This is a genomic window from Streptomyces sp. NPDC002787 (assembly GCF_053592095.1).
The window spans coordinates 216,742-239,818 of the sequence record NZ_JBSFVC010000007.1 but is presented as its reverse complement, the minus strand read 5'-3'; the positions used below and the strand labels follow the sequence as shown (position 1 = coordinate 239,818).

Annotated in this window: 18 protein-coding genes and 3 pseudogenes; 12 read left to right on the top strand and 9 right to left on the bottom strand. The window is 71.8% G+C overall.

Features of this window, described 5'->3' with window-relative positions:
- Nucleotides 1-695: 695 nt before the first annotated feature.
- From ACWD26_RS12370 to ACWD26_RS12345, 6 genes and pseudogenes are all read right to left on the bottom strand, one after another.
- Nucleotides 696-1,591 (bottom strand): annotated as a pseudogene (locus tag ACWD26_RS12370) (aldehyde dehydrogenase family protein).
- Between the two features lie 143 nt (nt 1,592-1,734).
- Nucleotides 1,735-1,782: pseudogene (locus tag ACWD26_RS12365) on the bottom strand (hypothetical protein); the annotation flags it as partial.
- Between the two features lie 67 nt (nt 1,783-1,849).
- Nucleotides 1,850-2,284: a cupin domain-containing protein gene (locus ACWD26_RS12360; RefSeq protein ID WP_451268976.1), complete on the bottom strand. Its 435-nt coding sequence runs from the start codon at nt 2,282-2,284 to the stop codon at nt 1,850-1,852.
- A gap of 13 nt (nt 2,285-2,297) precedes the next feature.
- Complete coding sequence (locus tag ACWD26_RS12355; RefSeq protein ID WP_451268974.1) at nt 2,298-2,600, bottom strand: putative quinol monooxygenase; 303 nt, start codon at nt 2,598-2,600, stop codon at nt 2,298-2,300.
- Nucleotides 2,597-3,667: an Ldh family oxidoreductase gene (locus ACWD26_RS12350; protein WP_451268972.1), complete on the bottom strand. Its 1,071-nt coding sequence runs from the start codon at nt 3,665-3,667 to the stop codon at nt 2,597-2,599. The genes ACWD26_RS12355 and ACWD26_RS12350 overlap by 4 nt, the downstream gene beginning before the upstream one ends.
- A 100-nt stretch (nt 3,668-3,767) precedes the next feature.
- Entirely contained in the window at nt 3,768-4,496 is a 729-nt protein-coding gene (locus tag ACWD26_RS12345; protein ID WP_451268970.1) for a GntR family transcriptional regulator, read from the bottom strand.
- A gap of 381 nt (nt 4,497-4,877) precedes the next feature.
- On the opposite strand from ACWD26_RS12345, the gene ACWD26_RS12340 reads away from it, so the two are divergent.
- Nucleotides 4,878-5,141 (top strand): CopG family transcriptional regulator, encoded by a 264-nt coding sequence (locus ACWD26_RS12340; RefSeq protein WP_451268968.1) that lies wholly within the window; start codon nt 4,878-4,880, stop codon nt 5,139-5,141.
- Nucleotides 5,138-5,551 carry a PIN domain-containing protein gene (locus tag ACWD26_RS12335; protein WP_451268966.1) on the top strand — a complete coding sequence of 138 codons (414 nt, stop codon included), beginning with the start codon at nt 5,138-5,140 and terminating at the stop codon, nt 5,549-5,551. The genes ACWD26_RS12340 and ACWD26_RS12335 overlap by 4 nt, the downstream gene beginning before the upstream one ends.
- A 534-nt stretch (nt 5,552-6,085) precedes the next feature.
- Here the strand turns inward: ACWD26_RS12335 and ACWD26_RS12330 are convergent.
- Nucleotides 6,086-6,484 (bottom strand): (2Fe-2S) ferredoxin domain-containing protein, encoded by a 399-nt coding sequence (locus ACWD26_RS12330; RefSeq protein WP_451268964.1) that lies wholly within the window; start codon nt 6,482-6,484, stop codon nt 6,086-6,088.
- A 1,004-nt stretch (nt 6,485-7,488) separates the two neighbouring features.
- On the opposite strand from ACWD26_RS12330, the gene ACWD26_RS12325 reads away from it, so the two are divergent.
- On the top strand, nt 7,489-8,475 hold the full coding sequence (locus ACWD26_RS12325) for a lysylphosphatidylglycerol synthase transmembrane domain-containing protein (RefSeq protein ID WP_451269140.1): 987 nt from the start codon (nt 7,489-7,491) through the stop codon (nt 8,473-8,475).
- 189 nt (nt 8,476-8,664) lie between these two features.
- Nucleotides 8,665-9,933 carry a beta-ketoacyl-[acyl-carrier-protein] synthase family protein gene (locus ACWD26_RS12320; RefSeq protein WP_451268962.1) on the top strand — a complete coding sequence of 423 codons (1,269 nt, stop codon included), beginning with the start codon at nt 8,665-8,667 and terminating at the stop codon, nt 9,931-9,933.
- Between the two features lie 223 nt (nt 9,934-10,156).
- Here the strand turns inward: ACWD26_RS12320 and ku are convergent, their stop codons facing one another.
- Nucleotides 10,157-11,191 carry a non-homologous end joining protein Ku gene (gene ku, locus ACWD26_RS12315; RefSeq protein ID WP_451268960.1) on the bottom strand — a complete coding sequence of 345 codons (1,035 nt, stop codon included), beginning with the start codon at nt 11,189-11,191 and terminating at the stop codon, nt 10,157-10,159.
- Between the two features lie 703 nt (nt 11,192-11,894).
- Here ku and ACWD26_RS12310 point away from each other — a divergent pair.
- A complete protein-coding gene (locus ACWD26_RS12310; protein ID WP_451268958.1) occupies nt 11,895-14,288 on the top strand; it encodes an ATP-binding cassette domain-containing protein in 2,394 nt (797 codons plus the stop codon).
- 59 nt (nt 14,289-14,347) lie between these two features.
- Nucleotides 14,348-15,229 carry a non-homologous end-joining DNA ligase gene (gene ligD, locus ACWD26_RS12305; RefSeq protein WP_451268956.1) on the top strand — a complete coding sequence of 294 codons (882 nt, stop codon included), beginning with the start codon at nt 14,348-14,350 and terminating at the stop codon, nt 15,227-15,229.
- A 99-nt stretch (nt 15,230-15,328) separates the two neighbouring features.
- Here the strand turns inward: ligD and ACWD26_RS12300 are convergent, their stop codons facing one another.
- Nucleotides 15,329-16,132, bottom strand: coding sequence for a nuclease-related domain-containing protein (locus ACWD26_RS12300; protein WP_451268954.1), 804 nt, complete (start codon nt 16,130-16,132; stop codon nt 15,329-15,331).
- A gap of 111 nt (nt 16,133-16,243) precedes the next feature.
- On the opposite strand from ACWD26_RS12300, the gene ACWD26_RS12295 reads away from it, so the two are divergent.
- The 6 genes and pseudogenes from ACWD26_RS12295 to ACWD26_RS12270 all read left to right on the top strand — a co-directional run bounded on the left by ACWD26_RS12295 (nt 16,244) and on the right by ACWD26_RS12270 (nt 23,017).
- Nucleotides 16,244-16,765: a protein-tyrosine phosphatase family protein gene (locus tag ACWD26_RS12295; protein ID WP_451268952.1), complete on the top strand. Its 522-nt coding sequence runs from the start codon at nt 16,244-16,246 to the stop codon at nt 16,763-16,765.
- A gap of 156 nt (nt 16,766-16,921) precedes the next feature.
- Nucleotides 16,922-17,677, top strand: a pseudogene (locus ACWD26_RS12290) (hypothetical protein); the annotation flags it as partial.
- A gap of 659 nt (nt 17,678-18,336) precedes the next feature.
- Nucleotides 18,337-19,656, top strand: a complete 1,320-nt coding sequence (locus ACWD26_RS12285) for an ATP-binding protein (RefSeq protein ID WP_451268950.1) — start codon at nt 18,337-18,339, stop codon at nt 19,654-19,656.
- Between the two features lie 82 nt (nt 19,657-19,738).
- On the top strand, nt 19,739-20,092 hold the full coding sequence (locus ACWD26_RS12280) for an SH3 domain-containing protein (protein WP_451268948.1): 354 nt from the start codon (nt 19,739-19,741) through the stop codon (nt 20,090-20,092).
- Nucleotides 20,093-20,135: 43 nt separating this feature from the next.
- On the top strand, nt 20,136-21,554 hold the full coding sequence (locus ACWD26_RS12275) for an FtsW/RodA/SpoVE family cell cycle protein (RefSeq protein WP_451268946.1): 1,419 nt from the start codon (nt 20,136-20,138) through the stop codon (nt 21,552-21,554).
- Complete coding sequence (locus tag ACWD26_RS12270; RefSeq protein ID WP_451268944.1) at nt 21,551-23,017, top strand: penicillin-binding transpeptidase domain-containing protein; 1,467 nt, start codon at nt 21,551-21,553, stop codon at nt 23,015-23,017. Before ACWD26_RS12275 ends, ACWD26_RS12270 begins: the two co-directional genes overlap by 4 nt.
- Nucleotides 23,018-23,077: the final 60 nt, after the last annotated feature.

Here is a 23,077-nt window from a genome sequence, read left to right as displayed (position 1 = left end):
CGCCACGCTGAAAGGCCGCACCCCAAACCAATCCCACAACTTCACACGACAGCCGTCTGCATTCATGACCAGGTGCGGCCACCCCTCGCGCATGCTCCGGGGGCCAGTCGACTCACCTGCGCTCTGCATACCCGAGGGCTTTGATGCATCCCAGCCCCCGCTCGAGCACGCCCAGGCGAAAAGGCTGAGCGGCGCTCTCTCGGCCTTGCTGCGCGCCGACCGGACCGAGCCAGCCCTCACCCGTCGAGTCTGCAGCCATCGGCAGAACCCACCCGGGCCCAGCGCAGCTTCAACGGCGCGAATCAGGACAGGGCACCTGCCCTGCGTATACGGGGTCGACGACGGCCTCCCGCGCGGCCCTGCCGGAGGTCGGTGCACCGGATCACACGCTCCAGGGCATCCAAGGCCGGAAGCCGTGGGGCACGCGTCAATCGCCGTTCACCCCAGCCCTCGCGTTCGGGACCGCCCTCACCGAGCCAAGCGCACACCGGCGCACTCCGCTTGCCCGCGCGCTCCCGACCGCCTCCCTGTTCGATTGAAGGGAGGCATTATGCCCCCTACCCTTGGTCAAGGAAGTCGTGATCTCCATCACACGGCATGGACCCACGATCACACCCGGACAACTAACCCAAGAAGGTTAAATAGGGCATTTCTTCTTCGTGGGCTATTTGTGGGACGACGGGCCTGACAAGGCGTCAGAGGGGCCGCCGACCAGGGGAAACGTGTGATAATCCAACGGCCTCCGGAGCCGTGTGCGCAGGTTCGAATCCTGCCGGGGGCACCCAGTATGAGGTGTCCAAAGACCCCGTCACCAGCGGAAACGCTGAGGCCGGGGTCTTCGCGTATGTGCAGGCGTGTGCCGCTCGGAGCGGGCGTATGTCGGGGGCTGTGGACGAGGCGGGCATGCCCGGGGCGGTGCCCCCCAGGACGGTCGGCTGGTAGAAGCAGCCGTCGTCGGGGAGCGGATTGCCTCCCGTCAGCAGGCGGGCGCCGGCCGCGACGGACTCCTCGACCTGCCTCTGGATCGCCGCCCGTAGGTCGTCCCGGGCGAGCGGGCCGACCTCGGTGTCCCGGTCGCTCGGGTCGCCGCCGCGCAGGGCTTCGACGTTGGCCACGAACGCGGCGGTGAAGGCGTCCGCCACGGGGGTGGTGACGATGAACCCCTTCGCGCAGACGCAGCTCTGGCCGGAGTTGGTGAAGCGCGCCTTCACTACGGCCGCTGCGGCCGCTGCGACATCGGCGTCGTCCAGGACGATGAAGGCGTCCGAGCCTCCCAGTCCAGTACGGACTTCTTCGCCGCGCGCCCGGCCACCGCGCCGACCGCGGCCCGGGCCCGGTTGCTGCCGGTCAGTGTGACGGCGGCGACGCGGTCGTCCTCGATGAGCCGCGCGGTGACCTCGGGCACGTCGTCGTCGGCGATGACCAGCGTGGTCACCAGATGTTCGGGGAAACCGGCCTCGACGAAGAGCTCCTGCAGGGCGATGGCGCTGCCGGTGACGTTGGCGGCGTGCTTGAGCAGGCCCCCGTTGCCCGCCACCAGGGACGGGACGGTGAAGCGCATGACCTGCCAGACGGGGAAGTTCCACGGCATGACGGCCAGGACCGGGCCGACCGGCTCGTAGGCGACCCAGGCTTCGGCTCCGTCGATGTCCACACGCTCGTCGGCCAGGATGCCAGGACGCGGGCCAAGTGACCGGTGCGGTCGGCCGGTTCTGTGACGGGGACCCGGGCCCAGGCGTGGGCGGCGGCGTGGGCTCGCTCTACAGCCGTATGGATCCGTTCGGTATCCCAGGCTTCGTACTCGGCGAGGGGCTGCCCCGTGGCGGGGTTGCCGTCCGGATGGTGGCGCTCATGAGGTGGGGGCCCCTCCCTTGTCGCTCTCGGAGAGGTGCTCGAAGGTCTCGCCGGTGGCGGTGATGGTGCGGGTGACGTCCCGGCCGCCGTAGACCCAGTAGATCCGCATGACGCCCTCGCCCCGGTTGAAGAACCGGTGCGGCATGCCGGCCGGCACCCAGGTGGCCTGACCGGGTTCCAGGTCGAAGAGCTCGCCGTCGATCTCGGCCGTCGCCTCGCCTTCGAGGATCAGGACCGACTCCTCGACGTTGTGGCTGTGCAGGGGCAGGCCGGTGCCGGGCTGGAAGACGGTCTGGCCGGTGGTGATGACGGCCTTCTCGGAGTTCCACCTGCCGACGTAGGGGATGGTGGAAACCCCGCCGCCGCGGTCGAAGCGTTCGACCTCGTCGGGACGGATGAGCAGGTTCGGCTCAGCGGGATCGGCGCACATGCGGCGGCTCCGTTCAGGGGTGGTGGAAGAGGCGGCGGGAGAGCGTGTTGACCTGGCTGCCGGGGACGACGTACTTCGCCGCCGCCTCACGCCAGACCTTGAAGTGGGGTGCGGAGCGGTGTGCCTCGACGGCTGCCTCGTCGTCGTAGATCTCGTGGAAAACGAAGTGGTGGTCGTCTTCCAGATCGCAGACGACGTCGAAGGAGCGGCAGCCGGGCTCGTCGGTGAAGGAGCGTTCGGCGTTCTCCTCGATGGCCTTGAGGAAGTCGTCACGGCACCCTGGGACGACCTGGAGGGACACGGTCAGCGTGATCAAGAGGGCAGCTCCTGCGGAGTACTGGGGGTGGGCAGGGGTACGGCGGTGGCTTCGGCGATACGGGTGAGGGAGGCCCAGGTGTCGTCGACGAGGGTGATGCCCTCGGTGTGCAGGCGCTCGGCGGTGCGGGCCTCCGGCTCCCCGGGGACGAAGATCTCGGCCGTGCCTGGAGCGGTGGGGGTGGCCTTGGTCCCCTCGATCAGGGTCTCCATCCGCCCCTCGAACTCGGCCGGGTCGGCCATCGATGCGATGTCGACGCAGATCAGCAGGTGACCGACGCCGCTGCGGCCCGTGGGGCGGTAGGGGCCGACGACCGCCGAGCCGAAGGCGCTACCGGTCAGCACGCCCGCCAGGACGTCGAACATGAAGGAGATGGCGTAGCCCTTGTGGCCGGCCATGGGCAGGATCAGCCCCTCGATGGCGCGGCGCGGGTCGGTGGTCGGCACGCCGTCGGTGTCGGCCGCCCAGCCGGCGGGGACTGGCTCGCCGCGCTCCTTGGCGTGGTGGATCTTCCCGCGCGCCACGGCGGTGTTGGCGATGTCCATCACGACCGTGCCGTAACGGCCGCCCGGCGCGGCGATCGACCACGGATTGGTGCCGATCCGCTTCGCCCGGCCGCCCCAAGGGGCCATCGCCGGACTGGCGTTGGTGGCCAGCAGCGCCACACAGCCTCGCTCGGCGGCCTTGCGGGTGAAGTACGCGGCCGTACCGAAGTGCCCGGAGTTACGGACTGCGACCGCGCTGATCCCGTGCCGACGGGCGCGCTCCACACCCCACGTCACCGCACGGTCGGTGAGCACCTGACCGAGGCCGTCGCACCCGTCCACGACCAGGACTGCGCCGTTGTCGGTCACGACCTCGGGGGCGGCGACGGCGGTGGTCGCGCCGCTCGCGAGACGACGGAGGTACCAGGGCAGTCGCAGCATCCCGTGCGACGGATGACCCCACAGCTCCGCGGTCACCAAGGTGTCCGCGAGCAGGCGGGCGTCCGCGCCAGGAACCCCGTGGACTTCTGTGGTGGCGGCGGCGAACCCGAGCAGGTCGGCGGCGCCGACGGTATGCGCCATGAGCGGCCGCCCCTCGCATCGACAAGCACTGTATCCATGCCTGTATACAGGAAGCTTCGTGCGGAAACCACTGGCACGGTGATCACAGCCGAAGTGCGGGCTACTCGTTGGCGACATCCAGTTGGACGTGCGCGCCGCTCGCGAGATCCCGCCCGGTCAGGCTGTCGATGAGCGCTTGGAGGGTCTGGGCGAGGTGGTGCCGGCAGGCCGCCTCCGCCGCCTGCGCGTCCCCCTGCACGATCGCCTTCAGCATCGCGCGGTGCTCCTCCAGCGAGGTCAGCATGCGTCGCGGACCGCTGTGCGACAGATGCCGCAGCCGTACGGTCTCGCTGCGCAGGTCACGGATCGTGCGGGCGAGGTAGGAGTTCCGACACGCGGCGATGACGGCCTGGTCGAAGCCCTCGGTCACCTCGTAGAACTCCTGGTAGGACCGCGCCTGCGCGGCGGCGTCCAGCGCACGGAAGGACTCGTCGAACTCCTCCAGCCGCTCCAGCAGTTCACGGAACGGCACCAGTACGCGTTCGTCGGCCGCCCCCGCCGTCGCGACCGACGCGGCCGCACGGGGCTCCAGCAGCATCCGGAAGTCGAACAGGGCCCGCACCCCGCCCAGCGAGATCGCGGCCACCCGGGCCACCTCCCCCGGCACGAAATCGACCAGCCCCTCCCGGGCCAGCCGCCGGATCGCCTCCCGCACCGGCGTCCGCGAGGCACCCAGCTCCTCGCCCAACTGGACCTCGCTCAGCTTGGCTCCCGGCCGCAGCCGCAGCGACTCGATGTCACCCTTCAGCCGCTCGTAGACCGCCTCACTCTTACCGGTTGCCCGAGCCATGGAACTCCTCGTCGATCCAGCCGCACACAAGCTTGTATACAGGCTAGCGGGGACATCCGCCCAAGAGTTCGCGCGGAAGAAGGGTGCCCCCACCTGACGGCGCTTGGCCCGTTCGACCTGGCACAGCGGGGGGAGGGCCGCCTTGATGCCACCGGCAACGGGGCCGTGGCCGGGCCTGCCTCGGCGGCTGCCCTGCGCGCGGCGGCCGGCGGCGAGTGCGGCTGAGCCCGGCCGTTGCACCGGTCCGTCCGGGGATTCCCGTCCCTCCGGGGATTCCCGCAGGGCCAGGTCACCAGCGGGCGGGTACCCGCCCGACCTCATCCGAGCGGGTCAGAGTTTCCGCCCACGCCAACCGGGAGGATGAGCGGTAGGATACGTAGCATGAGTGAGCCTACCGGCAAGTACTCGATCACTATGCCGCGAGACATCGCCGAAGCTGCCCGGGCCCGCAGCGGCCCCTCCGGCCTGTCCGCCTATGTGGCCGCAGCCGTCGCCCGCCAGATCGAGCGCGACAACCTCAACGAACTCATCACCGTCGCCGAGGCCGAGCACGGGCCCATCACCGACGAGGAGATCCAGGCGCTGCGCGACCAGCTCCACCAGGCCCGTGACAACCAGGCGGCGGGCGGAGCGAGCGCCGCGTGAGCCGCTCCCCCGCCGTCCCCGGCGGCACTCTCGTCCTGGACAGCGAGGGACTGGCCAAGGCCGTCCTCCGCGAGCGTAGTGTCACCGCCTGGCTCGCCCTTGCCCGAGCCGACGACCTGAGGGTGATCACGTCCGCGGCCACCCTGGTGGAAGTGGTCCACCCCCGGATCAACCGCCCGGCCCTGGAGTGGACCCTCTCGCGCCTCGTCGTCGAACCGGTCACCGAACCCATCGCCATCCACGCCGCCGCGCTCCTCGCCGACGCCGGCCTGCACGGCCACAAGTACGCCATCGACGCCATGCTCGGCGCCACAGCCCTCGCCGCCCCCGGTCCGGCTACGGTTCTCACCTCAGACCCCGAGGATCTAACCGCCCTGTGCGGCTCTCGCATCACCGTCATCAAAGTCTGACGCCGGCATCCGAGAGGGGTGCACCGGCGGCAGTAACTTCGGAGCGTCCGCCGCAAGGCCAAGGTCCCTGACCTGGGAAAACCTTGGGGAATACAACATCCTCCGGAGCCGTGTACGCAGGTTCGAATTTTGCCGGGGGCACTCGGATCAAGACCCTGACCTGCAGGAATGCAGACCAGGATTCAAGCTGATGCCGGCGGTGCAGCCGCTTCGCGACACCGGCATGACGGGTGTGGGCAGCATGGTCGAGTGAGTGGTCCGGGCCGCCGCTCGGTCTTCTTGATCTTCCCCACCGTCAGGGACGCGCTCGCGGAGTTCCGCGACAACGACCAGAGCGTGTGGTTCGCCGGCCGCAGCCTCGGTGGCGCACTGGCGATGCTCGCCGGGCTGTCGCCTGTACCTGGAGGAGCCGCGCCTGCAGGCCGACGGCATCCACACCTACGGGCAGCCCCGCACCTGCGACCGGCTTCCGACGGGACCTGTGGGGCAGTGGTGGAGTGAGGGAGAGGGCTCGCCGGGGTGGAGGGCCGTGCGTCAGGTGAGGCCGGTGCGGCGGGCCGGTGGGGTGAAGACGTAGAGGTCGAGAATGGGGGGCATGGGGGCTACGCCTGGGCCGCCGGACTGTACCCAGGTGGCTATGTCCTCGGTGGCCTCGGGGTCGTTGACCAGGCCCAGCCAGACGGGGCGGGCGCCGGCGGCGCGGCCTGCGGCGGAGGGTTGGACCACGATGACGTTGGCCTGGTCGCAGGCGTCCAGGCAGGTGGAGATGCGGGTCGGGACGAGGGCTTGGAGGCGGGTCGTCTGGGCCTCGTGATCCACGCCGGGGAGTTTGGGGGTGCCGCAGCAGCAGTCTCGGCAGACTGTCACTCGGCTGGGGGTGGAGAGCGGCAGGGTCGGAGCGGCTGGGGCCGGGTTCGTCCGGGCGGGGGTCACCGGGGTGTGGGGTGGGTGGGAGTGGGGTGCATCGGGTGGCCTCGTGGGGGTGGCGAACTGGGCTTTTCTGCGGGGAGTTTACTCGTCCCCTCCGCCCCTGCCCGGCCCGTCACCTGGGGCTCCGCCCCTTCGAACCCGGCCTTTCCGGCGCGTTGTGGCTTGTCGCGCAGTTCCTCGCGCCCCCAAGAAAGACGGGGCCACGGGCACGGGCGGATGTGCTGGCGGTGATCGGGGGCGGGTGGGCGGGGGTGACTTGTGTCTCATGTGAGGTGGGTGGACTTCGGGGGGTATTGCGGTAGAGCGGCTGCTCGGAGGGTGTGTCGTCGTTCTGGTGGTGGCAGGAGTTCGGTTGGTCAATACCGGGGAGTCATTTGGGGTGGGAACGGTCCTGGGGTTCCCTTCGTTCTTGACTTGCCCTGCCTCCGCCGGTGCGGTCCCCCGCCGTACCGGCGCGACGCGGAAGGACGACGTGCCCTTTGTTCCCGCTCCCGCTCGACGCGCCGCCCCCCTCGCGGCCCACCCCGTCCCCGGTCCCCGATCCCCTCTCCCTGATACCCAGCCCGGCCCCAGCCCCGGACCTCACCCACGTCCCGGGCCAGGCGTCGGCCGCCGACCGCATGGCTGTAGGCGGCCCCACCGCGGCCGCCGACTCGGCCTGCGACTCGGCCTGCGATCTCACGCCCGCCCTCGGCTCGCCCCCGGCCCCGGGCCCCGCCCCCGTCCTGGGCGCGCCGTCGGCTCCTGACCTCGTCGCGGTCTGCGACCGGGCGCCCGGGCCCGCCCCTGTCCCCGACCTGACCTCAGTACCGGACGCGGCCCCGGTCGCCGGTCCCGCCCTTGGCCTCACCTCCCCGCCGGGCACGGCCCCAGCGGCCGGTCCCGTCGCCGTCTCCGGTCCAGCACTCGGTCGCCCGCCGGTCCCGGACTCGGCTCCTGCCCCCGGCGACGTCGCCGTATGTGACGGGGACGTAGGCCAGGCGGCGGACCCGTGCTCCACTCGCGCCCTGGCTTTTGTTCCCGCCCGGGTCCAGCGGTTCCTCCCCTCCCGTTCCCCCGTGACCGCCCGGCGGTTCCGGCTCGCTCTCACCCTGTTGCCGTTGCTGCTGCTCGGCATCTGGGCGGCGGTCGACTGGCGGACGGTCCACGACGGTGCGGTGCGGCTCGCCTCGGGCGATCCCCTGTGGCTGCTGGCCGGGGTGTTCTTCACCGGCCTGTGCTCGGTGGCCTCCGCTTGCGTACGGCAGGGGGCGGTGCCGGAGCGGTTGCCGCCGGGGCAGCTGCTGGCGACGCAGTTCGCCGCCGGGGCCGCCGGGCACGCGCTTCCGGGCAACATCGGCGCCCACGCCGTCGTCCTGCGCTTCCTGCGGGGCCGTGGCATCCCGCTCTCCCGCGCCACCTCCTCGCTCGCCCTGTACTCGGCGGTCAAACCGGTCGCCAAGACGCTGGTGATCCTCGCCTTCGTCGTCGCCTTCCCGGGCACGCTCCGCCTGGCCGAGCTCCTCCCGGAAGGCGAGACCCTCGCCCTCGTCGGGGCGATCACCGCCGTCAGCGTCGCCGCCGTGGTCACGCTGATCACGACCGTACGGCCGTTGCGGCGTCCCCTCATCGGGGGGCTGCGCACCGCGCTCAACGACACGCGGGTCGTGCACAGCCGGCCCGTGCGCGCGGTCGCCCTGTGGGGTGGGGCCGCCGCGTTCCCCCTGTGCCAGGGGGCCGTCGTCGCCTCGGTCGGGTCGTCGCTCGGGCTGCCGCTTTCCTGGCCGCAGATGCTGTTCGCCTACCTCGTCGCCAGCACGGCCGCCGGTGCGGTGCCCGCACCGGGTGGGCTCGGGCCCATGGACGCGGCGCTCGTCTTCACCCTCGTCGCCTTCGGCGCGCCCGCGACGCTCGCCACCACGACGGTCATCGGCTACCGCGTCGTCACCGTCTGGCTCCCCCTCCTCCCGGGCACGCTCGTCCTGTCGGCGTTGGTGCGGGCGAAGGTCCTCTGAGCAGGGACGACGGCCGGGCGAGGGGCGGGCGGATCAGTCCGGCCAGGGGGCCTGACCGAGTCCGGCCAGGGGGCGGGCTGATCAGTCCGCGCCGCTCCGTGGCCGCGGCCGCGTGCAGGCAGCAGTTGAAGGGGGAACTAACTCCGCGGCAGGAGTTGTGTGCGGGGCTGGGTGGAAGGGGGCTGGGTCATGTCGTACTCGGTGGGGCGACGGGTGGTTGTCACGGGGCTGGGGGCCGTTACGCCGTTGGGGGTGGGCGTGGGGGCGCTGTGGCAGGGGTTGCTGGAAGGGCTGTGTGGGATACGGGAGTTGGACGGGGAGGAGTTCGCGGAGTTACCCGTGCGGGTGGCGGGGACGGTGCCCGTGGATCCCGCCAACCTGCTGCCCCGGCCCCGGGCGCGGCGTATGAACCGGGCCGCGCGGTTCGCCGTGCTGGCGGCGCGGGAGGCGTGGCGGGACGGGGGGTTCGCTGACGGGGGTACGGCGGAGAGCGGGATCGATCCGGAGCGGGTCGGAGTGTCCGCCGGGGCGATCCTCGGTGACGCGTCGGTTCTCGTGGCCGGGGACCGGCAGTTACGGGACCGGGGGCCGCGCGGTGTCTCCCCGCTCACCACGCCGCTGTGCGTGCCCTCGCAGGCGGCGTCGCAGATCTCGCTCGACCTCGGTATCACCGGGGAGGCGCGGACCGTGACCAGCGCGTGTGCCTCCGGGACCGAGGCGATCGGGCAGGCGGTGGACCGTATCCGGTACGGCCGGGTGGACGTGGCGCTCGCGGGCGGGGCCGAGGCGGTGGTGACTCCGGCGATCATGGCGTCGTTCGCGGCGATGCGGGCGCTGTCGCGGCACGGCCTGAACGGCGGTGGGCAGAGCCCGTCGCGTCCCTTCGCCAAGGACCGGGACGGGTTCGTCAACGGTGAGGGGGCCGGGTTCCTGCTGTTGGAGGCGGAGGAGCACGCGAGGGCCCGGGGTGCCCGGATCTACTGCGAGGCCGCGGGGTGGGGGCTGTCCGCCGACGCGCATCATCTGACGGCTCCGGATCCGTCGGGGGCGGGGGTGGCGCTCGCGTTGCGCCGGGCGCTGCGGGACGCGGCGGCGTCGCCTGCGGATGTCGTCCACGTCAACGCGCATGCCACCGCCACGGTCGACGGTGACCTCGCGGAGGCCAACGCGCTGGCCGGGGTGTTGTCGGGGCGTCGGGTGCCCGTCACGGCGGTCAAGGGCAGCCTCGGGCATCTTCAGGGGGCCGCCGGTGCGGTCGAGGCCCTCGTCACCGCGCTGACCCTCCACCACGGCGTCATCCCTCCGACCATCGGCTGCGCCGACCAGGACCACGCCATCGCCCTCGACCTCGTCACCGCCGCCCCTCGTGCTCTCCCCGCCGACGGCGACCTCGCCCTCAGCAACTCCTTCGGCTTCGGCGGTCACAACGCGGTTCTCGCGCTGCGTCGTGCGGCGTAGTCCCCCTCCCCCCAGGTCGGTCGTGGTCAGGTGTTCAGCCGGTCGCGGTCGGACGTCAGCCGTCGGGCGTCAGCCGTCGGACGTCAGCCGTCGGACGTCAGCCGTCGGACGTCAGCCGTCGGGCGTCAGCCGTCGGGCGGGCGGAGGCAGGCGTCAGCCGGCAGCCGTCCGGCGTCAGCCGTCAGCCGTCAGACGGCAGCCGTCACGCGTCACGCGTCACGCGTCACGCGGAGCGTTTGCGGGTGGCTGTCTTCTTCGCGGGGGTCTTCTTGGCCGTGGACTTGGTCTCCGCGGACTTCGCCGCCGTCGTTTTCCTGGCGGCTGATTTCTTGGCGGCGGTCTTTTTCGTGGGCTGGGTGGTCTTCGCTGTCGACTTCTTCGGGGACGCGGCCGTCTTCTTCGTCGTGGTGGTGGACTTCTTGCCGGCGGGTTGTTTCGGGGTGGGGCGGGAGGAGAGGGGGGTGATGTCGGCGACGTCCTCCCCTCGGGACTCCTTGGCTTCGCGGACGCTCTTCTCCAGGGCGGCCATGAGGTCGAGGACCTTGCCGCCCGGGGCCGGGGCGGGGGCGGTGGGCGGCTCCTCGCCGGAGGCCTTCGCGGCGATGAGTTCCTCGACCGCCTCGCGGTAGTCGTCGTGCAGGGATTCGAGGTCCACCTCGCCGAGGGTGTCCATCAGGGCGTCCGCGAGGTCGAGTTCCTTGTCGCGGACGGTGACGCTCGCGTCGGGGGCGACCCCCTCCGTCGTACGGATCTCGTCCGGCCAGAGAAGCCCGTGCATGGCCAGCACGTCGTCCACCACCCGCAGCATGCCGAGCCGCTCGCGGCCCCGCAACGCGAACTTGCAGATGGCGACCTTTCCGCTGCGCTTGAGCGCCTCGCGGAGGAGGGTGTACGGCTTGGCGGCGGGGACGCCGTTCGCCGCGAGGTAGTACGCGGCGTCCACCTGGAGCGGGTCGACGCTCTCGGCCGGTACGAAGCCCTCGATCTCGATCGTCTTGGCCGTCGGGATGGGCAGCGACGCGAGGTCCTCGTCCGTGATCGGGATCATCGTGCCGTCCGCGTCCTCGTACGCCTTGCCGATCTCCCCCTGCGTCACCTCGCGCTCCTCCAGCTCGCAGACCTTGCGGTAACGGATGCGGCCGCCGTCCTCCAGGTGGATCTGGCGGAAGGAGACGGAGTGGCTCTCGGTCGCGTTCACCAGCTTGATCGGGATGCTGACCAGGCCGAAGGAGATGGCGCCGTTCCAGATGGATCGCACGAGCAGCACGCACCTTTCGGGTCGTAGCCGTAGGGCATGTCTCCCCCGCCCCCGACCGCCCTTCCGGGCCCCGACCACCCCTCCGGGCTTCCCACACCGTAACTCCGACCGATCACGCCCGCCCGTCGACCGGCCACCGGTCGCCCAGGGCGACAGCAGTCCCTGTACGTCAGCAGTCCCTGTACGTCAGCAGTCGCCTGCACGACACCAGCCCCCGTACGGCCGGCAGCCGCCTCGTACGGCCGCTTCACCGGACCGGTCAGGATTCGAGAAGCGTGGGTGGGCGGGCCGCGCCTAGCGTGAAGGTCATGGGGCGACTCCCAGGGCTGGAGTCGCAGGCCAGGACCGTCGGAGTGCGGAGCCCGGGTCAGGAGCCAGCTCCGAAGGCTGGAGTCCGGGATCCATGTTCGGCTCGGAGGCTGGGGCCCGGGGGCGGCGCACAGCCCCTCGTCCACTCGGCCCCTACCACCAGACGCGTACCGCCGACCCGGCCCCGTACACACCCACCAGACCCGCACCACCAACCCACGCACCGAGCGACCGACCGGCCCCCCACCGCCACCGTCGACCAAGTGAACACTCGGCCTTCGCCGAGACCGCACAGCAGGCGCACAACCGCACGTACTGTTCCAGCAGATCGGATGTGGTCAGGCGACGCCGGCGGGGACCGCGGACGCGGCTCCGCCCGACAGATGGAGGAACGATGACCAAGGCCACGCGGACGAGCGCGCAGACTCCGGGGCCGCACGCCGCCGACAGTCATGATCTGATCCGGGTGCACGGGGCGCGGGAGAACAATCTCAAGGACGTCAGCATCGAACTCCCGAAACGCCGGCTGACGGTGTTCACCGGGGTGTCCGGCTCGGGGAAGAGCTCCCTGGTGTTCGACACGATCGCCGCGGAGTCGCAGAGACTGATCAACGAGACGTACAGCGCCTTCCTTCAGGGCTTCATGCCCAACCTGGCGCGGCCCGAGGTCGACGTGCTCGACGGGCTGACCACCGCGATCACCGTGGACCAGCAGCGGATGGGGTCCGACCCGCGCTCCACCGTCGGCACCGCCACCGACGCCAACGCGATGCTGCGCATCCTCTTCAGCCGACTCGGCGAGCCGCACATCGGCCCGCCCGGCGCGTTCTCCTTCAACGTCGCCTCGGTCTCGGCGAGCGGCGGTCTCACGGTCGACCGGGGTGCCGACAAGACAAAGACCCAGAAGGTGACCTTCAGCCGCACCGGCGGCATGTGCACGCACTGCGAGGGCCGGGGCTCGGTCTCCGACATCGACCTCACCCAGCTCTTCGACGATACGAAGTCGCTGTCCGAGGATCCGTTCACCATTCCCACCTACACCGGGGACGGGTGGGTCGTGCGGGTCATCGCCGAATCCGGGTTCTTCGACAAGGAGAAGCCGATCCGTGAGTACAGCAAGAAGGAACGGCACGACTTCCTCTACCGCGAGCCGACCAAGGTGAAGATCAACGGCGTCAACCTCACCTACGAGGGGCTGATCCCGAAGATCCAGAAGACCTTCCTCTCCAAGGACCGCGAGTCGATGCAGCCCCACATCCGGGCCTTCGTGGACCGCGCGGTCACCTTTACCGAGTGTCCCGAGTGCGACGGCACCCGGCTCAGCGAGCTGGTCCGCTCCTCCCGGATCGGCAAGGTCAACATCGCCGACGCCTGCGCGATGGAGATCCGCGACCTGGCGGAGTGGGTCCGCGGAATCGAGGAGCCCTCGGTGGCGCCGCTGCTGGCCAAGCTCCAGCACACCCTCGACTCGTTCGTGGAGATCGGCCTCGGCTATCTCTCGCTCGACCGCGCCTCGGGCACGCTCTCCGGCGGCGAGGCGCAGCGTACGAAGATGATCCGCCACCTCGGGTCGTCGCTCACCGACGTCACGTACGTCTTCGACGAGCCGACCATCGGACTGCACCCGCACGACATCCAGCGGATGAACAACCTGCTGCTGCGGCTGCGCGACAAGGGCAACACCGTGCTGGTGGTGGAACACAAGCCGGAGACGATCGCCATCGCCGACCACGTCGTGGACCTCGGCCCCGGCGCCGGTACGGCGGGCGGCACCGTCTGCTTCGAGGGCACCTTGGAGGGGCTGCGCAAGAGCGACACCGTCACCGGGCGTCATCTCGACGACCGGGCCGCCGTGAAGGAGACCGTGCGCAAGCCCACCGGCACGCTCGCCATCCGGGGCGCGACGGCGAACAACCTGCGCAACGTCGACGTCGACATCCCGCTCGGTGTGCTCACCGTGGTCACCGGTGTCGCCGGCTCCGGCAAGAGCTCGCTCGTGCACGGCTCGATCCCCACCGACGAGGGCGTGGTGGCGGTCGACCAGACCCCGATCCGGGGCTCCCGGCGCAGCAACCCGGCGACGTACACCGGTCTGGCCGACCCGATCCGCAAGGCCTTCGCCAAGGCCAACGGTGTGAAGCCGGCGCTGTTCAGCGCCAACTCCGAGGGTGCCTGCCCGACCTGCAACGGCGCCGGCGTCATCTACACCGATCTGGCGATCATGCAGAGCGTCGCCACCCCCTGCGAGGAGTGCGAGGGGAAGCGGTTCGAGGCGTCGGTGCTGGAGTACCGCTTCGGTGGGCGTGACATCAGCGAGGTGCTCGCGATGTCGGTGACCGAGGCCGAGGAGTTCTTCGGCTCGGGTGAGGCGCGGACCCCGGCGGCCCACAAGATCCTGGAGCGGATGGCGGACGTCGGGCTCGGCTACCTCAGCCTCGGCCAGCCGCTGACCACGCTGTCCGGCGGTGAGCGGCAGCGGCTGAAGCTCGCCGTCCGCATGGCGGAGAAGGGCGGCGTCTACGTCCTCGACGAGCCGACCACCGGCCTCCACCTCGCCGACGTCCAGCAGCTGCTCGGCCTGCTCGACCGGCTCGTCGACTCCGGCAAGTCGGTCATCGTCATCGAGCACCACCAGGCCGTCATGGCCCACGCCGACTGGATCATCGACCTCGGCCCCGGCGCCGGTCACGACGGTGGTCGCATCGTCTTCGAGGGCACCCCCGCCGACCTGGTCGCGTCCCGGTCCACGGTCACCGGCGAGCACCTGGCCGCGTACGTGGGCGCCTGACCTGTCGAGAGCTTTGCCCGCTTTAGAGCGAAATGCGAAATCGTGGGACTCTGACTCCCATGACACCGATCACCGAGGTGGAGGGCCGCAGGGTCGCTCTGTCCAATCTGGAGAAGGTCCTCCACCCGGCGACGGGCTTCACCAAGGGTGAGCTGCTGCACTACTACGCCACCACCGCCGACGCCCTCCTCCCCCACCTGCGTGACCGCCCGGTCTCCTTCCTCCGCTACCCGGACGGGCCGGGCGGCCAGGTCTTCTTCACCAAGAACGTGCCGCCGGGCACGCCCGACTGGGTCACCACCGCCGAGGTGCGGCGGATGGAGGGCCCGGCCCGGATGGTGCTGGTCCAAGACCTGGCGAGCCTGATGTGGGCGTCGAACCTGGTCGCCGAGTTCCACACGCCCCAGTGGACCGTCGACTCCTCCGACGAGGCCGACCGGCTGGTCTTCGATCTGGACCCGGGGGCGCCCGCCACGGTCGTCGAGTGCTGCCGGGTCGCCCGCTGGCTGCGGGAGCGGCTCGCGGCGGACGGGATCGAGGCGTACGCGAAGACGTCCGGGTCGAAGGGGCTGCATCTGCTGGCGGCGGTGCGCGGGGCGTCTTCCGAGCGGGTGACGGAGTACGCCAAGGAACTCGCCGTCGAGGCGGAGAAGGCCATGCCCCGCCGGGTCGTCCACCGCATGACCCGCAGCCTGCGCCCCGGCAAGGTCTTCGTCGACTGGAGCCAGAACGCCGCCCGCAAGACCACCGCCACGCCCTACACCCTGCGCGCCCGCCCCGAGCCCACCGTGTCCGCGCCGGTGACCTGGACGGAGGTCGAGGACTGCGCCTCCCCCGCCCAGCTGACCTTCCGCGCCCAGGACATCGCGCCCCGCCTCCAGGACTACGGTGACCTACTGGCCCCGCTCCTGGACCCGGACGCGGCGCACTCGCTGCCGTGATCCGCCCCACGCCCGGATCCCGCACCCGACCTACACACACCGGCCTGCACCGACCTGCCTACACCAACAGCCTGCACCGAACGACTCGCACCAAACGGCTCACACCCGGGCCCACGTCCGCCGGTCCCGCGCCAGCGCGTGCAGCCCCTCCACGTCCGCCGGCTTCAACACCCCGCCCGCGCGGGCGAGTTCGGAGAGATCCGTGTCACGCAGGACGCGGACCTCGCGCAGGGGCGTGGTGACGGCGACGCCGGAGGGTTCGGCGAGGGCGAGGACGGGGTGGACCTCGGCGGTGAGGGCGTAGGACGCGCGGTCCGCCTCGGCGCGGAGCCCGAGCAGCAGCGCGCGGGGCTCATGCCGGCCGACGGCGACCACGGGGTCGGTGACGACGACGCGCTGCCGGCGGGCGTGGAGGGAGCGGACGCAGTACAGGCCCCCGGGGCCGATGACGAGGTGGTGGATGCGGTCGCCGCCGGGCAGCGGCACGGAGTGCAGGGTGTGCCAGCCGGCGCCCTCCAGCCGGTCCAGCGCGTCGCCGACGGTCTGCTCGGCGGCCAGGGCGCGGCGGCGCGGGTCGGGGCGCAGCCGGCGCGGCGGCCCTGGGGCGCGGTCGAGGGCGATCAGCAGGGCCTCGCCGGGGCGGTTGGGGGCGAGGTCGTCGTCCGGGTGGAGGCTGAGCCGGGCCAGTTCGGCGGGGGTCGGCACGGGTGGTGGGCCCACCGTGACAGGGCCGGTGATGAAGGGGCCGAGGACGGCGAGCACGTCCTGCCTCCGCTCCTCGCTGAGGAGGTTCACCCGGCCCGCCTCACGGTCGTACCAGGCGATGTTCCTCCCGTCGGTCCGGCACACGTACAGGCGTTCCTGTCCGTGCCGCCAGGTCGGTATGACGCGCAGTCCGCTCATGCACCATCACCCCACGACCATGGGAACAGGCGGGGTGCTCCGTCGGCAAGAACCCGGCTACCTTTGTGGTGACGACCCGTCGTCAGGGGCTACGGGCTAGGGGAGGCGCCGTTGCGGACGCGCAGGAAGCAGCCCGATGTTCCGGCTCCGGACGAACCGTGGAGCGAGATCGTGCCCGGCCTGTGGATGGGCGGGCACGAGTTCGCGGGGCGGGCCGGTACCGGGGACGTCGAATTCGCGGTCGTACGCGATGAGTTCGATCTGGTTCTGACACTGCTGCGGCTCCCGGGGTACGGGCCGGACGACGGCGTCGAGCACCATGTGTGGCCGATCCCGGACGGGCCGCTGGACGGTACGCAGCTGGCGGGTGTGATGCGGCTGGCGCGGGCCGCGTGCGACGCGCTGGAGGACGGCAAGCGGGTCCTCGTCCGCTGTTACAGCGGGTACAACCGGTCCGGTCTGGTCGTGGCGCACGCGCTGATCCGTGACGGGCACTCCGCCGAGGAGGCGATCCGGCTGATCCGCACGCGCCGTTCGCCGTGGGCGCTGCACAACGAGCTGTTCGTGGAGTATCTGCACACGGGGCTACCGACGGTCCGTTTCCTGGAGGAGCTGGAGGAACTGACGGAGTAGCGCGGCGGGCGGGCCGCGACCGGGCGGCACGGTACGGGCCTGGACCGGGCATCACGGGAACCGGCCTGGAGCCGGCCTGGACCGGGCATCACGGGAGAAGGACCTCCGCGCGAATAGGGTGTACGGGATCCTCGTCCCCGGGCCCTCAGGAGTTCCGTGTTCCCCAGCCGCCCCGCGCGTGTGGCCGTCGGCGCGTCGGTCGCCGTGGCCGCCGGCCTGCTGCTGGGTGCCTGCGGTGACTCCGGGGGCCTGGCGAGTGCGGGTGCGACACCCACCGCGATCGGGCCGACCCGGCTGTGGCCCGGGGAACCGCCCGCCTCCTCCCCCGCCTACGACTACGGCGAGGCCGAGACGGAGGTCGTCGACGGCGTCGAGGCCCCCGGCGACGACATCCACCAGGTGGACCCGGTGGCCGTCGTACGCGCGGAGATCGCCGCGCACCCCGAGGTGTACTCCGGGGCCGGCTCGCTCTACGGCGGGACGAGCGCGCGCATGGTGGAGTGCGGCGCGGGCGGGGACCGTGCCGAGTGCCCCGTACTCAAGGCCTACTACCGGGATCTGACCGGTGACGGGCGCGACGACATGGTGCTCGGCTTCCGGCTGCTGCCCGGCAACCAGACGGCGGTGCGGATGTACACGTTCCGGGCGGGCCGGCTGGTGCAGGTGCTGGCCAACGACGACGCGGTGCTCGCGGTCGAGCTGGCCGGCCGTACCGTGATCATCCGCTCGCCCGCGACGATCGTCGGCTACGAGTACCGCACGCAGTGGACCTGGGACGAGGACCAGCTGGCGATGCTGCTCACCCGCGACGAGATCCTGCGCGCGGGCGAATCGGCCCACCCGTCCCACAAGGCCCCACCATCGACACCGGCGACCCCGACGCCTTCGCCGTCACACTCGGCGGCCCCTCGCCCAGCCTCCGCCACCGACGCGGGCTCCGCCACCTACACGGGCTCCGCCCCCGGCCCGACTTCCACGACGCTTCCGGCCCCCACCGCCCGGTCAGGCTCCGCCACCCGCGTGGCCTCCCCCACCCGCCCGGCCTTCGCCACCCTTCCGGCCTCCCCCGCCCGCCCGGCCTTCGCCACCCTTCCGGCCTCCCCCGCCCGGTCAGGCTCTGCCACCCGTGTGGCCTCCGCCGCCGGCCCGGCTTCCACGACGTTTCCAGCTTCCACGGCCCGGTGGGGCTCCGCCCCTCATCCGGTCTCACCCGCTTTTCCGGCCTCACCCGCCAGCCCGGCTTTCGCCGCCTTTCCAGGCTCCGCCGCCCGGTCGGGCTCCGCCACCCGCGTGGCCTCCGCCCACCCCACCTCCGCCACCCCTCCGGCCTCCACCACCCACCCGGCCTCCCCCGCGCTTCCGGCCTCCACCACCGACCCGGCCTCCGCCGCCAGCCCGGTCTCCACCGCCGACCCGGCCTCCGCCGCCAGCCCGGTCTCCACCGCCGACCCGGCCTCCGCCGCCAGCCCGGTCTCCACCGCCGACCCGGCCTTCGCCGCATTGCCCGGCTCCGCCCGTTCGTCGTTGTTCGGGTCCTCGGTCGTGAGGGCGCGGTGAGCGCGGTAGGGGTTGTGCGGAGACGGTTCCGGGTGTGGGGGTGGACCTCCTCGCTCACCTGGAAGGCGCTGGCGTTCATCACCGTCATGTGCTGTGGGCTGGCCGTGCTGCTCGGGGCCCTCGTGCATGTCTCCGTCACCAACCGGACCGTCAGCGACGCCCGCGCACGGGCGCTCGTCCGGCTCGACGAGGCGGTACGGGCGTACGAGGCGGGGAACCGGCTGCCGCCCCGCTCCGGGATCGACGCACGGGGGCTGCCGAAGGCGCTGCGCGAGCTGGCGGTGAGCGGGCGGCGCGGCACGATGGTCGCCGTCGTCGACGGGTACCCCACGATGTGGGCGGCCGGCCCTGCCGACGGCCGGGCCCTCGCCGTACAGATCGACTACTCGCAGAGCGCGGCCACGATCGAGAACCTCGACCGGGCCATCCTGGGCTCCTCCGCGCTGGCCATCGGGGCGACGCTGATCGTGGGCGCGCTCGGCGTCACCGGCGTGACCCGGCGCCTGCGCACGACCTCGCAGGTGGCCCGCCGGATCAGCGCGGGGGACCTGGACGCCCGGGTCGGCGATCCCCGTACGACGGACCCGGCGCGGCACCGCGACGAGGTGGCGGCGGTGGCCGCCGCGCTCGACACCATGGCCTCCACGCTGCAGCGCAAGCTCCTCAGCGAGCAGCGGTTCACCGCGGACGTCGCGCATGAGCTGCGTACGCCGTTGACCGGACTGCACGCGGCGGCGGAGCTGTTGCCGGCGGGGCGGCCGACGGAGATGGTGCGGGACCGGGTCGCCGCGTTGCGGACGCTGACCGAGGATCTGCTGGAGATCTCGCGGCTGGACGCGGGGAGCGAGCGGCTGGACCTGGACGAGATCCGGCTGGGGCGGCTGGCGGAGCGGGTGGCCGCGCACGCGAGCGGCGACACGGTGGTGCGGGTCGTCGAGGACGCGTACGTGGAGACGGACCGGCGGCGGCTGGAGCGGGTGTTGGGGAATCTGGTGGCCAACGCGCACCACCACGGGCGGCCTCCGGTCGTGTTGACGGTGGACGGCCCGGTGGTGACCGTGCGGGACCACGGGAACGGGTTCCCGGACTATCTCGTGGCCGAGGGGCCGCAGCGGTTTCGTACGGAGGGCTCCGCCAAGGGGCATGGGCTCGGGCTGACGATCGCGGTGGGGCAGGCGGAGGTTCTGGGGGCGCGGTTGGAGTTCGAGAACGCGGAGGGTGGAGGCGCGTCCGCTGTCCTGCGGCTGCGGGCCGGTGGGGGTGATCGCGCCCACGCGGCGGAGCCGCCTGTCAGACACGGCCCAGAGCTCCGTGGAGACGGGCACCTTCCCTGATGGCCCATTGAGAAAGGCACCCCACCTCCCCTCCTCCTAATGTGGCGAATAGTCAGGTTCGACCCCTTCTGGAGGAGCATCAATGTCCCTGCGGATTCTGCTCATGCGGTTCGGCATAGCCGCTGCCGGCGGCGCTCTCGTGGCCTTCGCGGCGACGACTCCCGCGCTCGGCGTCGACCGGGAGGACCCCGGGAAGAAGTACATCGTCCAGGGCGAGGTCACCGCCCGTACGGGACTGATCTTGCGCAGCGCGCCGATGCGCGGCAGCGAGGTCGTCCGGGTCGCGCACTACGGCGAGATCGTCAACATCTACTGCAGGACGCAGAGCCCGAACATCGACGGCGGCCAGCAGTGGTACCTGCTCACCGACAACACCTGGGCCTGGGGGCCCGCCCGCCACATCGCCCCTTTCGCGACGCCACGCTGGTGCCCCTGAGCGACAAGGCACACAAGGCAGCTCATTTAGGTAAGTTCCGGGCATGACCACCAAGGCCGGAACGACCCTGGCGGCGGACCCCTCGGACCCGTCCCCGCCGCCCGCCGTACGCCTGCTCCGGCGCCGAGGCGTCGAGTTCACCCTCACCGTCGTGGCCGTCCTGCTCTCCCTGTACGGCTACTGCGCTGTCGGTCTGGCGAAGAACGGCACCGTCCCGCCCGGCGCCGCCGATCACGGCGCCGGGCTCGGCGTGCTCGCCCTGCTGGCCCATCTGGTGGTACGGCTGCGGGCGCCGTACGCCGATCCGCTGCTGCTGCCGATCGCGGTGCTGCTGAACGGCCTGGGCCTGGTGCTGATCCACCGGCTCGATCTGGAGACCCCGGGCGACCTGGCGGCGCCCGCGCAGCTGAACTGGTCGACACTCGGGGTGGCGCTGTTCATCACGGTGGTGACCCTGCTGCGCGACCACCGTGTGCTCCAGCGGTACGCGTACGTCTCGGTGGTGGCCGCGCTGGCCCTGCTGGCGCTGCCGATTCTCTTCCCGCCGGTCAACGGGGCCCGGATCTGGGTGCGGATCGCCGGGTTCTCCCTCCAGCCGGGCGAGTTCGCGAAGGTGCTGCTGGCCCTGTTCTTCGCCAGCTATCTCGCGGCGAACCGCAACGCGCTGGCGTACGCCGGGCGCCAGATCTGGCGGTTCAAGCGCCTCCAACTGCCCACCGGGCGCGTCCTCGGCCCGATCGTGACGATCTGGCTGCTGAGCGTCGGGGTGCTGGTGCTGGAACGGGACCTGGGCACCTCGATGCTGTTCTTCGGACTGTTCGTGATCATGCTGTATGTCGCCACGGGCCGCACCGGCTGGATCGCGGTGGGGCTGCTGCTGGCGTGTGTGGGCGCGGTGGCGGTCGGCTGGCTCGAACCGCATGTGCACAGCCGGGTCGAGGACTGGCTGCACCCGTTCGCGTCGATCGAGGCGGGCCGGGGCGCCGGCCAACTCGCCCAGTCGCTCTTCGCGTTCGGCGCCGGCGGGCTGCTCGGCACCGGACTGGGCCTCGGCCACTCCCTCCTCATCGGCTTCGCCGCCAAGTCGGACTTCATCCTGGCCACGGCGGGCGAGGAACTGGGCCTCGCCGGGCTCACCGCGATCTTCCTGCTCTACGCCCTGCTGGTGGAGCGCGGCTACCGCACCGGCCTCGCCCTGCGCGACCCCTTCGGCCGGCTGCTGGCCATCGGTCTCGCCTCGATCGTCGCCCTGCAGGTCTTCGTCATCGCCGGCGGTGTCACGGGCCTCATCCCCCTCACCGGCATGGCGATGCCCTTCCTGGCCCAGGGCGGCTCCTCCGTCGTCACCAACTGGATCATCGTGGCCCTGCTGATGCGGATGAGCGACTCCGCCAGGAGACAGTACGACCGCGGCCTCCTCCCCGCGGACCCGTACGGCGGCCCGGGGGGCGGGGGCGCATGACCAGGTACATCCGCCGCGCCGCCGCCCTCTGCGCGCTGCTCCTCGTCGCGCTCCTCGTCAACGCCACCCGCGTCCAGGTCTTCCAGTCCCGGGCGTATGAGGACAATGCCGCCAACCGCCGCCCGGCGATCGCCCGTTGGGGCCAGCCGCGCGGGAACATCGTGGTCGAGGGGCGCCCGGTCACCGGCTCGAGGGACACCGGGGAGCAGCTCCGCTACGAACGCACGTACCGGGACGGCCCGTTGTACGCGCCGGTCACGGGCTTCGCCTCGCAGGTGTACGGGACGACGTTCCTGGAGCACGCGGAGGACTCCGTCCTCGACGGCAGCGACCCGCTGCTGTCCTTCCCTCCCCTGTGGAACGACATCACCCGCGACCGGAACGCGGGTGGCGAGGTCGTCACCACCCTCCGGGCCGCCGCCCAGCGCGCGGCGTACCTGGGGCTCGGCGCCCGCCGGGGGGCGGTCGCCGCGCTCGACCCGGTCAGCGGGCGCGTCCTGGCGCTGGTCTCCCGGCCGTCGTACGACCCCGGAGTGCTCTCCGGCAACGGCCCCCCGGTGGCCGAGGCGTGGGCGCGGCTGAACGGGGACGAGGGCAAGCCGATGCTCAACCGGGCCGTGCGGCAGACGTATCCGCCGGGTTCGACCTTCAAGGTGGTGACGGCCGCGGCGGCGCTGGACGCCGGGGTGGTCCGGGACCTCGACGACCCCACCCGCTCCCCCGCCCCGTACACCCTGCCGGGCACCACGACCTCCCTCGCCAACGAGGTCGAGGGCTGTGAGAACGCCTCCCTGCGCTATGCCTTCGAGTGGTCCTGCAACACGGTCTTCGCCAAGCTGGGCGTGGACGTCGGCCTCGGTGCCATGAGGGACACGGCCCGCGCCTTCGGCTTCAACGACACGGGCCTGCGCATCCCGTTCTCCGTCGCCCCCAGCAACTTCGACACCGAGATGGACCGGGCGCAGCTCGCGCTCTCCTCCATCGGCCAGTACGACACCCGGGCGACCCCTCTCCAGATGGCCCTCGTCACGGCGGCCGTCGCCAACGGCGGTTCGGTCCGTTCGCCGTACCTCGTCGAACGCACGACCACGGCCACCGGCCGTACGGTCGCCGCCTCGGGCGCGCGTCCCCTCCGCCAGGCCATGAGCCCCGCCACCGCGAGGCGTCTGCGCGAGCTGATGCGCGGTGTCGTCGAGCACGGCACGGGCGCCAAGGCCGCCATCCGCCACGCCACCGTCGGCGGCAAGACCGGCACCGCCCAGCACGGCATCGGCAACTCCGGCACCCCGTACGCCTGGTTCATCGGCTGGGCCCAGTCGGACGACGCGATCAAACCCGAGGTGGCCGTCGCCGTGGTGGTCGAGGACGCGGAGGGGGTACGGGGGGAGATCAGCGGGGGCGGGGACGCGGCGCCGATCGCGCGGGAGGTGATGAGAGCGGTGCTGAAGGCGGGCGCCCTGTAGGGGGTGCGGGGAACCGCGCGACCAGCCCCCACCGGCGCGAGCATACGAACCGTGCCCACC

Excerpts from the sequence above, each read along its gene's own strand:
- ACWD26_RS12320 (WP_451268962.1), top strand. The coding sequence starts at position 8,665 with ATGTCGTACTCGGTGGGGCGACGGGTGGTTGTCACGGGGCTGGGGGCC.
- ACWD26_RS12270 (WP_451268944.1), top strand. The coding sequence starts at position 21,551 with ATGACCAGGTACATCCGCCGCGCCGCCGCCCTCTGCGCGCTGCTCCTC.
- ACWD26_RS12340 (WP_451268968.1), top strand. The coding sequence starts at position 4,878 with ATGAGTGAGCCTACCGGCAAGTACTCGATCACTATGCCGCGAGACATC.
- ACWD26_RS12360 (WP_451268976.1), bottom strand. The coding sequence starts at position 2,284 with ATGTGCGCCGATCCCGCTGAGCCGAACCTGCTCATCCGTCCCGACGAG.
- ACWD26_RS12350 (WP_451268972.1), bottom strand. The coding sequence starts at position 3,667 with ATGGCGCATACCGTCGGCGCCGCCGACCTGCTCGGGTTCGCCGCCGCC.
- ACWD26_RS12310 (WP_451268958.1), top strand. The coding sequence starts at position 11,895 with ATGACCAAGGCCACGCGGACGAGCGCGCAGACTCCGGGGCCGCACGCC.
- ACWD26_RS12280 (WP_451268948.1), top strand. The coding sequence starts at position 19,739 with ATGTCCCTGCGGATTCTGCTCATGCGGTTCGGCATAGCCGCTGCCGGC.
- ACWD26_RS12275 (WP_451268946.1), top strand. The coding sequence starts at position 20,136 with ATGACCACCAAGGCCGGAACGACCCTGGCGGCGGACCCCTCGGACCCG.
- ligD (WP_451268956.1), top strand. The coding sequence starts at position 14,348 with ATGACACCGATCACCGAGGTGGAGGGCCGCAGGGTCGCTCTGTCCAAT.
- ACWD26_RS12345 (WP_451268970.1), bottom strand. The coding sequence starts at position 4,496 with ATGGCTCGGGCAACCGGTAAGAGTGAGGCGGTCTACGAGCGGCTGAAG.
- ACWD26_RS12300 (WP_451268954.1), bottom strand. The coding sequence starts at position 16,132 with ATGAGCGGACTGCGCGTCATACCGACCTGGCGGCACGGACAGGAACGC.